General features: G+C 54.7%; 8 protein-coding genes. 1 reads left to right on the top strand and 7 read right to left on the bottom strand.

Annotation, left to right across the window (positions count from 1 at the left end; translation table 11 throughout):
• Positions 1-35: 35 nt before the first annotated feature.
• A complete protein-coding gene (locus AC1QQ2_RS04385) occupies positions 36-1,514 on the bottom strand; it encodes a TrkH family potassium uptake protein (RefSeq protein ID WP_479712226.1) in 1,479 nt (492 codons plus the stop codon).
• 41 nt (positions 1,515-1,555) lie between these two features.
• Positions 1,556-2,932, bottom strand: coding sequence for a Trk system potassium transporter TrkA (gene trkA / locus AC1QQ2_RS04380; protein WP_249947080.1), 1,377 nt, complete (start codon positions 2,930-2,932; stop codon positions 1,556-1,558).
• A gap of 192 nt (positions 2,933-3,124) precedes the next feature.
• Here trkA and AC1QQ2_RS04375 point away from each other — a divergent pair, with 192 nt between their 5' ends.
• Positions 3,125-3,754, top strand: a complete 630-nt coding sequence (locus AC1QQ2_RS04375) for a TetR/AcrR family transcriptional regulator (protein ID WP_105235082.1) — start codon at positions 3,125-3,127, stop codon at positions 3,752-3,754.
• A gap of 6 nt (positions 3,755-3,760) precedes the next feature.
• Here AC1QQ2_RS04375 and ntrX read toward each other — a convergent pair whose 3' ends face one another.
• The 5 genes from ntrX to dusB all read right to left on the bottom strand — a co-directional run bounded on the left by ntrX (position 3,761) and on the right by dusB (position 10,937).
• The gene (ntrX, locus tag AC1QQ2_RS04370; RefSeq protein ID WP_105235081.1) at positions 3,761-5,158 is read right to left on the bottom strand and encodes a nitrogen assimilation response regulator NtrX; all 1,398 of its coding nucleotides are present in this window, start codon (positions 5,156-5,158) and stop codon (positions 3,761-3,763) included.
• A gap of 15 nt (positions 5,159-5,173) precedes the next feature.
• Positions 5,174-7,429 carry a sensor histidine kinase NtrY-like gene (locus AC1QQ2_RS04365; protein WP_479712225.1) on the bottom strand — a complete coding sequence of 752 codons (2,256 nt, stop codon included), beginning with the start codon at positions 7,427-7,429 and terminating at the stop codon, positions 5,174-5,176.
• A 93-nt stretch (positions 7,430-7,522) separates the two neighbouring features.
• A complete protein-coding gene (locus AC1QQ2_RS04360; RefSeq protein ID WP_479712224.1) occupies positions 7,523-8,887 on the bottom strand; it encodes a response regulator in 1,365 nt (454 codons plus the stop codon).
• Positions 8,887-9,969 (bottom strand): two-component system sensor histidine kinase NtrB, encoded by a 1,083-nt coding sequence (locus AC1QQ2_RS04355; RefSeq protein ID WP_479712223.1) that lies wholly within the window; start codon positions 9,967-9,969, stop codon positions 8,887-8,889. Before AC1QQ2_RS04355 ends, AC1QQ2_RS04360 begins: the two co-directional genes overlap by 1 nt.
• The gene (dusB, locus tag AC1QQ2_RS04350; RefSeq protein WP_479712244.1) at positions 9,966-10,937 is read right to left on the bottom strand and encodes a tRNA dihydrouridine synthase DusB; all 972 of its coding nucleotides are present in this window, start codon (positions 10,935-10,937) and stop codon (positions 9,966-9,968) included. Before dusB ends, AC1QQ2_RS04355 begins: the two co-directional genes overlap by 4 nt.
• Between the last annotated feature and the right edge of the window lie 180 nt (positions 10,938-11,117).

Below are 11,117 nucleotides of genomic sequence, written 5' to 3'. Positions count from 1 at the left end.
ATTCCAGCCCCAAAATCAACCATCTATCGTAGGGTCTATTTGCGCCAAAAATCGGGGTTGAAAAGAGCAATAATCGCCAGCGCCTCAAGCCGCCCCAGAACCATCGCAAGCGCCAGCACCATCTTGGCCTCATTGGTCACGCCAGAGATAGAAATCGGTGCCTCAGCAGCGATCTCTACCAAGGGACCAGTGGTAGACAGTGCGGCAACGGCGAGCACCATTGCGTTCTCAAACTGCACACCAGTTAGTGAAAGCGCTGTTAACACGCCTACGATGGATAGCGCGAAGAGCATAAAAAATACCCATGCGATCTGCGCCCCTTGCCGACGAATACGACGCGCTTCTTGGCCCGATCCACCGACCGAGCTGGGGTGCACCAGCCGTTCCAATTCGCGCTCTGAATGGCGGAACAGTGCATATACCCGCAAGAGTTTCACCCCGCCTGCTGTCGTTGCAATCCCACCGCCTGTGATCGACAGGCCAAGCAAAACCAACCCCGGCGTTGAGAGTTCGGACCAATCCGCGACTATCGACCAGTAACGTGATTCAAACCCTGTCGTGGTCAGGAACGACATTACAGTGAACACGCTACCCCAAAGGGCCTTTAGACCTGTGAAAAGCCCGTGGATGCGATGTTCTTCAAGGACGCCAACGTAATGGCGAAGATACAAGAGCGTCGGCACAATCGTGATCAATAAGAGCGCCATTTGAATTTCTGGGTCTTTGCGCAAACGGCCCTTTTCTTGGGCGAGGATATCGCTGCTGAAGGTCAGACGAGAGACCGCAAAGAACATAAAGGCGAAGATCAGTATTTCGCCAAGAACGCCGCCGTTGGCCCAGTACAAACCGCCCGTCGCTGAAATCCCTGAGGTCGACATGGTGGACATCGCGTGGATGAGAGCGACAAAGGGACGTTCACCGACGGCTGACAGACCAACCCAAAGTGCGAATGTCAGCCCGATATAGAGCGGCGCAAGTTGAAGGGTGTAGCGCGTCAAACGCTCGGACGTATTTGCGACCCGCGTGATTTGAACAAAGCTCTGCACAGTGCCCTGAGGTGCACCCGCATTCCGCACCTCGAACCCGCCCAGGTTCATCGGGGCGAGGATCGCGACAGCGGTGATCCAAATAAACAGACCACCCATCCAACCCACGATCGCGCGCCAAAGGTGCAGCGCTGCATTCATCCGCCAAGGGCTGTCATAGAGAGTAGACCCCGTCGTGGTGAAATCCGACACCATTTCGAACCACGCATCAAAAAACGTCGTGCGACCGTGGGCTTCGTGAAATGGAACGGCGAGGAGGATCGGTAGGATCAGGTAGGCGCCGACCAAAGTGATCAGGTGGCTACGCGCCACGCGGCGCGGTTGCTGGCCATGTGTTGCGAACCCGATCAGGGTCGTAAGCAACATGAACAAGATCATCGAATAAAAGAAAGGACGCGCAATCGCGTGGTGCCCATGCGACAATGCAAAAGCCGCAGGCGCAATCATCGCCAGAGACGAGATCCCCATAAGGAGGACAAAAAACGGAAGGTCTGTGATCCGCTTAAGCATCAGAAGAAATCGATCGAAACCTGAAGCAACTGTTCCACTGCAGGAACATCAGAGGTCATCGCAAAGATCGCAACAATGTCCCCTTCTTCTACCCGCAAGTCGCCAGTGGGTTTGAGGTATTTCCGATCACGGAAAATCCCACCGACCAGCACGCCCTCTGGGAAATCAATCTCTCTGATACGTTGTCCAGAAATCGGCGAAGTACCGAGGACATAGGCTTCGATCATCTCGGCTTCGGCATCGCCAATCGAATAAACGGCACGCACGCGACCGTGGCGAATATGACGTAGGATCGACGAAACCGTTGTGGCCCGCGGGTTAATGTAGGCGTCGATGTCGAGCGGCCCCATCAGCGGAACCAATGTCGGATCGTTGGTCAAACAAATCGACATACCAGCGCCAAGAGATTTCGCACGCACCGCTGCCAGCATATTCGTTTTATCGTCGTCCGTAATCGCCAAGACCGCATCCGCGCTGCTTACGTTCGCCTCCTCAAGGAGCGCCGCATTCAAGCCGTCACCATGCAAAACAATCGTCCGCTCTAGGGCGTCAGCCGCAATCTCAGCTCGCGCACGGTTCTTCTCGATGACCTTCACACGAACGCGGTCCGTGCTGGTTTCCAAAGCACGCGCCACAGCGAGGCCGACATTGCCCCCACCGATGATCACCACACGCTCCTGTTTGACGTTGGTTTTGCCAAAAACCTCTAGCGTTCGTGTTACGTCATCGGTGCTGGTAAAGACATAAACATCATCGCCCGGAAATATCTGATCGCCTGGCGCGGGTGCGAACAGTGTTCCCTCGCGGCGAATACCGACAACAATAGCGCGTAAGGTGGAAAACAGGTCGGTCAACTGGCGCAGTGGCGTGTTGATAACGGGACAATCCTCGCGGACGGTGATCCCCAAAAGCTGTGCCTTCCCCTCAAAGAAGTTCTCAGTGTCAAAGGCCGCTGGCGATGACAACCGCTGCAGTACGGCCTCGGCCACTTCGCGTTCAGGGCTGATCACCACATCGATGGGCAGATGATCGCGACGATACAAATCGGAATAGATTGCGTCCAAATAGCTTTGTGCCCGCAAGCGTGCGATCTTGCGCTGAACGGCAAACACGGAGTGCGCCACCTGACAGGTGACCATGTTCACTTCATCAGAATGCGTTGCGGCGATGATCATCTCTGCATCCCGCGCCCCTGCCCGTTCGAGCACGTCAGGATAGGATGCATGTCCAGTTACGCCGTTCACGTCCAAGGTCTCTGTCGCGCGGCGCACCAGCTCGGGGTTGTTATCAACAACGGTTACGTCGTTTCGTTCCGAAGACAGGTGGCGCGCAATCTGCCAACCAACCTGACCAGCGCCACAAATGATAACTTTCATGACCGAGCTTCCTAATATCTTGGTTGGGCTACAAGTGGCAGATGCACAGGAAAGGGTCAATGGAAGCCCTCTCTTTGACGCTCAGGTAAGGAATTCCTTACTAATCCATAGCGTGTATTGGATTAACTATCGTCATGCTTGAATTGTAAGAATAAAATTCGCAGCACATTATCCAGTAAGAAGAGTTTAGTGATGTCAAAACTACATCGTTCAATGGTTCAATCGACCGGTCGGATTGCTCAAAAGGCAAAAACTAGAAACCAACTTTTGAACGCCGCCCGAGAGTTGATGGCTGAACAAAGCGTGGTCACCGTTGCAACTGTTGCCGAACGCGCAGGGATTTCCACCGCGACAGCCTACCGGTATTTTCCAAACCCAGAGACGCTCCAACTCGAAGCCGTCACGAGCCAAGACATTGGAGCGCAGGCCGACTTTATCCAGCATTTTCAATCGAACTGCACTGAGGATTTGTCTGTCATTGATCGCGTCAATCTCGCCAATCGTATCGTGATTGATTTCGTGATGCGAAATGAGGCTGGATATCGGTTGTTTATCGCGAAAACTCAGGAAAAATTGGCATCTGCCGCGAATTCTGACGTATCGGCTATTCCCTACGCGGCACGGCGTTTGGCTCTGATCCGCTTGGCGATGGACCCGCTGCGCCAGAAGCTCGGAACCTCTTTCTATCAGGCCTGCGATATGGTGTTTGTCGCATCTGGACCTGAGGTCTACTTCATGCTTCGCGATACCTGCCGCCACAGTGCGCAGGACGCAGCGCGCAGCATCGAAAACAATCTGCGCGCTATCATTTCATCGTTCTAACAGCAATTAATCCTGTTCGATTTGGGCGATCCGTGCGCCCGCCTTGCTGGTCGTCACAACGCCTAGAGATTTCAATTTGCGGTGTAGCGCGGACCGTTCCATCCCGACAAAGGACGCGGTGCGGCTAATGTTGCCGCCAAATCGGTTAATTTGGGTCAGCAGATATTCACGTTCGAACAGTTCACGTGCTTCGCGAAGCGGCAAAGTCGCAAGCGCCCCAGACAGAACGATCCGCCCTTCGGTCGCAGCACTCTCCTCAACATTTGGAAGCTCCTTAGCACTGATCGGCTCGGAACTATCGCCAAGGATAAGAACGCGTTCGATCACGTTCTTCAACTGACGCACATTCCCTGGCCAAATCATCGTTTGGAGCATGGCGCGGGCATCTTCGGACAGCGCCCGCATAGGCAGGCCCTGCGACTTATTCAGTTCAGCGATAAAGTGTTCTGCCAAAAGCGGAATATCATCGCGCCGCTCTTCCAAGGTCGGAACCTCAATCGGCACAACGTTCAGACGGTGATAGAGTTCTTGGCGGAAATTACCCGCCTCAATCTCGGCATTCAAGTCACGGTTGGTAGATGAGATCACACGAAGATCAACTTCGATCACATCGGAACCGCCGACGCGAGAGAACTTTTGATCAACAAGGACGCGTAAAATTTTGGTCTGTGTTCCCAATGGCATATCGGCGATTTCATCGAAATAGATGACGCCACCATTCGCCTGCTCCAGTAGCCCTTTCTCTAAGCCGCGCTCGGTGCCTTCGCGTCCGAACAGAACTTCTTCCATGCGATCTGGATCAATCGACGCAGAGCTGACCACTACAAACGGAGCGTCCGCGCGGTTCGAATTCGCATGGATGTACCGCGCTGCGATTTCTTTGCCCGCACCAGGACCACCCGTTAACATCACGCGGCCATTGGATTTTGTGACCTTATCCAGTTGCGATTTCATGATGCGGAATGTTGCGCTATCGCCTAGCATTTCCGCCGTCGGGCCATCAGACCGTTTCAGGGCGATGTTTTCGCGACGCAGGCGCGATGTTTCCATTGCTCGTTTAATAACGACCAGCAACTGATCAATATTAAAAGGCTTTTCGATGAAATCGTAGGCGCCTTGTTTGATCGCAGCGACTGCAATCTCAATGTTGCCGTGGCCAGAAATGATCACAATCGGAATTTCGGGATGGTCTTTTTTCACCTTCGACAAAATGTCGATCCCGTCCATGTGGCTGTCTTTGAGCCAAATATCTAGGATCATCAACGCTGGTTTTTCTGCCGCGATTGCGCCCATGCATTCATCTGCATTAGCAGCCATACGGGTCGAAAAACCCTCGTCTTTCAAAATGTCCGAGATGAGTTCGCGGATATCGCGTTCGTCATCGGTGATTAAAATATCGCCCATAAGTCCCTCATAAACTCACGTTTTCTGGTCTTGCGGTACCGCCGCCAGCACAGGTAGATCAATAACAGCCATCGCGCCAAAATGGCCGGTGCCGTCATAGGTTTCGGCGTCCTCAAGTGTGAGAGTGCCGCCATGTTCTTCGATAATTTTGCGCACAATCGGCAGGCCAAGGCCGGTGCCCTTGTCGCGGGTGGTGACATAGGGTTCGAACAGTCGCGCACGATCCTCAGGCAAACCGATGCCGTTGTCCGAAATCGTGATACGCGCCAATCCGCTATCAACGGCCATCGTCACGCGGATCTCTGGCGTAAAATCTGATCCCAGCTTTTCCTGTCGCGTCTCAATGGCTTCACCAGCGTTTTTAATCAAGTTCGTCAGGGCCTGCCCAATCATTGTCTGATCAATTTCGGCATCTACGTGATCAGTTGGGAGGTCACTTACAAACTTAACCGTCGGCTGGCCAACTTCTTGAAGTGAAACGGAATCCTTGAGTAGCTTCACCAAATCGAAGGTCGTTTTGACGGGTTCTGGCATCCTAGCGAATTTTGAGAACTCGTCGACGATGCGCCGCAAGTCACCCGTCTGCCGAACAATGACGTCCGTCATTTGTGTCAGGCTGTCGCTTTCGTCACCAACTTTAGGCCCGAATTTTCGTTTAATCCGTTCCGCAGACAATTGAATCGGCGTCAGCGGGTTTTTAATTTCATGCGCAATCCGCTGGGCTACATCACCCCAAGCTGCAGTGCGCTGAGCGGTCACGAGGTCGGTCACGTCGTCAAACGCCACAACATACCCTTCGAGCGCAGCTTCGCCCTCGCCTTGGATTTGCGCACGCCGTGTACCCATGCGAACCAGCAAAGTTTCTTGTTTACCGGACCTTATCAGGTTCAGCTGCTCTTGAACGACTTCGCGTCCTTCGGTGCGTAGGACGTCAAAAACGGGGCCGAATTCTGGGACGGCGACTGACAGAGCCACATCTTTTTGCATGCTGTCGATATCGAGCAATCGACGCGCCGAGCGGTTTACAAAACTGATATTTCCATTGGGATCGAGGCCAATAACCCCCGACGTAATCGACCCAAGCACAGAGTCGAACAACCTTCGGCGACCCTCAATCTGCTGCGTGTTCTCCAGCAACTCCGTTCGTTGCGCCTTAAGTTGCTCTGTCATCTTGTTGAAATCGCGACCCAATTGCGCGATTTCATCATCACCTACGATCTCTGGAACACGAACATCTAGATCACCTTCACCCACACGGTGCGAGGCTGTCACAAGGCGACCAACTGGCCGTGCGAGGCGTTCCGCGAACCAAAGTCCTAGCCAAATCGCGGCAAGGATTAGGATTGATGCGAACCCGAGGTAAACGAGGCCGAATTCAAAGAAGAGCCGCCCACGTTCGTTCTCTAACTGATTGTAAAGGCCAACAGTTTGTTCAGTTTCGTCGAGAAGTGACAGAACGCTCCCGTCGACTGCGCGGCTCACATAGAGGTAACGATCAAGGTAGCTTTCTAGCGGAATAACGATCCGAAATTCGTTGTTATCCCAGTCCTCGATCAAAAGTTGTCCTTCGGCATCAGCAACGGCAATCTCTTCGGGTGTGAGGCGTTCGAGATCAAACTCGTAAGACCCCACGGCGCGGGCACGAAAATCACCTGCGCTATCGATCACAAACGCTTCAGTAAGGGTGCGGTCGATTTGGGGTTGAACGGCGGCGAGTGCCTCGCGGATTTGGCCATCAGTCATGAATGGAGTCGCTTGGCGTTTGAGGTTGAGATACCCCGCCAATGCCTCCCCATCGCGGGTCAATTCACGACGGTGCTCGTCCTTATAAGCCTGCGCCGCGGAGAGTGAGTTGTTCAGAACATTCCCAACGCGTTCCGAAAACCACCCCTCAAGGCCCATGTTGATCGACAGAACCGCGAAAATAGCGACCATGACCGTCGGGATCAGCGCCAAGAGTGCGAAAACTCCTGTCAAACGAAGGTGAAGGCGAGAGCCTGCAGATCGTGCGCGACGGGCTGCGACCATTTTCGCCACGCGCTGCATGACGAGCGATGCAACGACGAGAATGTAAACAAAGTCAGCAAGCAAGACGAGACGCAGCGAATTATCCGCAGCGCCCTGATCCAGGGGTCCCAAAACAACAAAGGTAAGCGCCACAAGAGTTGGCCCTAAAAGAACCAACCCGAGCGTTGCAGCGTTCTGAACCGAACGCTTTCGTCTCCACCAGCTGAACTGGCTGAGGATTTGACCCAAGAGGGAGTGTTGCACCCGCTCGTCCTGTAAAATGCGAGGTTTTCCCCGCTACCGCCTTATGTGGTCAAAAGGTCATTGCGACTCTTCCGCCACTGTTGTGTGGCTAATTTACATCAACTTACGGCGCCGTGTCACGCGGATATCGAGCTCGGTGATCTTCTTTCTGAGCGTATTTCGGTTGATCCCGAGAAGATCGGCGCATTTCGCCTGATTGCCGCCTGTCGCATCCAGTGCAATCTCGATCAACGGCGTCTCAACTTCGCGCAAAATACGTTGATGCAGCCCTGGAGGCGGCAGCACGCCGCCATGTAAATCGAAATACCGACGCAAGTGTTTGGTCACCGAAGCCGAGAGTTTGTCACCAGAGTCGCCACTGCGCAGCGGCTCCATCGCAGGCTGGTTGCTGAGGATCATCTCCATTTCACTGCGCGTGATTTCTTCCTCGGCAGCAGTCGCAACCAATCGACGCATGGCGTTTTCCAACTGACGCACGTTGCCAGGCCAGCTGTAAGCACGGGCCAAATCCAGCGCCCCTTGGGACAGACGGCGTGCAGGCATGCCGTCACGCTCTGATTTCGATAGGAAGTGTTCAGCAAGGATGGCAACGTCATCAACCCGTTCGCGAAGCGATGGAACGGCGATCGTTACGCCCGATAGACGATAGAACAGGTCCTCGCGGAATTCACCGGACTCCATCCGCGACATCAGGTCAATCTGGCTTGTCGCCATGATCCGCGGCGCGTTTTCGCCCAAGGCATCCAGCATCCGGACAATCCGCGCTTGGGCGTCGTGGCTCAGGTCGCCGACCTCATCAAAAAGAACCGAACCGCCTTTGGCACGTGCGATCACTGTGCTGGGGCCGTCCATCCCGTCAAGGTCAGAGGGCGCCACCACCACAAACGGCAGGCTCCGACGGTCAGAGAGGTCATGAATTGCGCGGGCAATAAGAGATTTTCCCGTGCCACTTTCCCCCGTGATCAGCACGGGAAGCGGTGTGTTCATCACGCGTGCGACAAGCCGATAAAGCGCCTGCATCGCAGCTGTTCGACCGACCAGAGGCAAATCCCCCGCACGCTCATCGCTGTCACTACGCGGCACGGGCGCACGGCGTTTGACTTCCAGCGCACGCGCCGAACGTTTCATCAGGTCAGGTAGGTCAAACGGTTTCGGCAGGTAGTCATAGGCATCTGCCTCAGCCGCTTGGATCGCTGTCATAATCGTGTTCTGTGCCGAAATCACGATGACAGGCAGACCCGGTCGAAGCTCTGCGATCTTGGGCAGCTGTTCCAGACCATTGCCGTCGGGCATAATCACGTCGGAAATAACCAGATCGCCCTTCCCTTCCTCGACCCAGCGCATGAGCGTCACGATCGACGACGTGGCGTGGACCTTACAGCCTGCTCGCGTCAATGCTTGGGTCAAAACGGTGCGAATTGTGCGGTCGTCATCGGCGACGAGGACTGTGCCGTCCATTAGGTCTCTCCGTCAGTCAATTGAAGGTCTTTGGGCGCAAGAGGTAGTGAAATGCGGAACAAGGTGCGTCCGGGAACGGAGTCCACCGAAATCCAGCCGCCAACGTCGGCGATCAATTTCGAGACCAGCGCAAGACCAAGGCCCGTTCCGTTCTCCCGTCCCGAAACAAAGGGTTCAAATACATCTGCCGCGATTTCGGGTGGCAGTCCGGGGCCATCGTCGATCACCTCGATCTGAAGCGGCAACCGTGCATGGGTGCCGTCAGGCCGACGTACGCGCAACGACGGATCATAGAAGGTCCGTAGACGGATTGTGCCGCCCGCACTGCCAGCCTCGGACGCGTTTTTCAGTAGGTTCAGGAACACCTGCAGTAACTGGTCCGCATCCGCCATTGTTTGAGGCAGCGACGGGTCATAGTCCTCGACGAACATCATATGCGCGCCAAACCCGATTGAAGCTGATTGCCGTGCGCGATCCAAGATGTCGTGAATGTTCACGGGCTTTGCGACAGGTGGGCGAAGGTTCCCGAATTGCTCGACCTGCTCCAACAGTTTCACAATACGGCGGCATTCATCGACGATCAGGTCGGTCATTTCCTGATCCTCGGAATTGAGGTTCATCGACAACAGCTGCGCCGCACCCGTAATCCCCGCCAGCGGGTTCTTGATCTCGTGTGCCAGCATTTCAGCCATACCAATGGCGGACTTTGCGGCCTTACCCGACGACGTGTTGATCGTCATACGGCTCGCGATTTCGCGCGGTGAGATCATCATCACCATCTGGTCTTCGGTGCCTTGGAGCGGAGAAAATTGGATGTTGCATTGCATCGGCGGGCGTTCACCCGATCCCACATCAATGTCGTTTACAAAGAGTGACGTTTTGTATTTCCGCGCCCGTTCAAAGGCCTCTTCCATCGGCGCATCAATCATCACCTTTTCCCAGACATTCGCGCCTGTAAGTGCCTTGGATGAAAGGTTGAGGAAGCTTTCAGCAGCGGGGTTGCTGTCGAGGATCGTGTCATCCCCACCCAGCAACAAGGCCGGAACAGGCAGCGAATTCCAAAGGTTTTGATCATTGATCATGCTGCACGTCTTTCCATGTCACATAGTGCGTCGGGCAAAAGACGCAGAACCTGCTCTGGTGTTTTTTCTGTTAACACCGCGCGACGAAGCTCTGCGCTTGGTGCGGCTTGATCCATGTACCAACCCAAGTGTTTCCGCGCGACGCGCCCGCCAAGGTCGATCCCGTAGAATGAAAGGATCGCCTCGTAATGTTTTGAAACTAGGTCGATAAATTCCGCAACGGTCGGCGTTTCTGGCGCTTTGGTGCCAGAAAGATCGGCCGCGATTTGCGCGAGAACCCAAGGCCGCCCTTGGGCACCTCGCCCGATCATCACGCCATCTGCCCCCGATCGATCAAGAGCCTCTTTGGCCGAGGCGCTATCAACAATGTCGCCGTTCGCAATCACGGGGATCGTCACCGCATCTTTGACCGCGCGGATCGCATCCCAATCTGCTTTGCCTTTGTAGAATTGGCATCGCGTGCGGCCGTGGATGGTGATCATCTTGATCCCTGCGTCCTCAGCGCGTTTGGCGAGCGTTGGAGCGTTCAGTAGTGCATCGTCCCAGCCCAAACGTGTTTTGAGAGTGACAGGCACGGAAACCGCATCCACGACGGCCTCAATTAACGTGAGTGCGTGGTCCAAATCCTTGAGCAAGGCCGAGCCAGAGTAACCGTTCGTCACCTTTTTCGCGGGGCAGCCCATGTTGATATCGATCATCCGCGCACCGTTGGCCTCAATCAGCCGAGCAGCCTCTGCCATCCAATAGGCCTCGCGCCCTGCGATCTGAACGGCGGTATTGGCCTGATCGTATCCCAGTTCAGCCTTTTCACGGACACCGGGTTTCGCTTGGATCATTTCCTGACTGGCGACCATTTCGGACACGACCCAACCCGCACCGAATTCACCAACGAGCTGGCGAAACGGCAGGTCAGTGATCCCCGCAAGCGGAGCCAGCGCCACCGTCGGCGTTAGGGTCACATCACCAATCAATAAGGAATCGTTCCGAACCACCAATTTTGCCTATTTGTTGAGCGTTCGGTTCTGATCTAGCCATTTCGCACTCAACCCACAATAAAATCAGCGATAATATTTAGGCATTTGCGTGTTGCTGCTTAATTTTTAATCAAAACGCCCGCAAAGCTATCATGGTTTGCGTGGCCCGCCTGA

It is taken from the genome of Aestuarium sp., from assembly GCF_023253315.1.
Classification (GTDB): Bacteria; Pseudomonadota; Alphaproteobacteria; order Rhodobacterales; family Rhodobacteraceae; genus Marivivens; species Marivivens donghaensis.
The sequence above is the reverse complement of the archived record's forward strand: the minus strand, read 5'-3'. Positions and strand labels throughout refer to the sequence as shown.

Coding starts and splice junctions, on each gene's coding strand:
- AC1QQ2_RS04355 (WP_479712223.1), bottom strand. CDS start 9,969: ATGATCAATGATCAAAACCTTTGGAATTCGCTGCCTGTTCCGGCCTTG.
- ntrX (WP_105235081.1), bottom strand. CDS start 5,158: ATGGGCGATATTTTAATCACCGATGACGAACGCGATATCCGCGAACTC.
- AC1QQ2_RS04360 (WP_479712224.1), bottom strand. CDS start 8,887: ATGGACGGCACAGTCCTCGTCGCCGATGACGACCGCACAATTCGCACC.
- AC1QQ2_RS04385 (WP_479712226.1), bottom strand. CDS start 1,514: ATGGGGATCTCGTCTCTGGCGATGATTGCGCCTGCGGCTTTTGCATTG.
- AC1QQ2_RS04375 (WP_105235082.1), top strand. CDS start 3,125: ATGTCAAAACTACATCGTTCAATGGTTCAATCGACCGGTCGGATTGCT.
- trkA (WP_249947080.1), bottom strand. CDS start 2,932: ATGAAAGTTATCATTTGTGGCGCTGGTCAGGTTGGTTGGCAGATTGCG.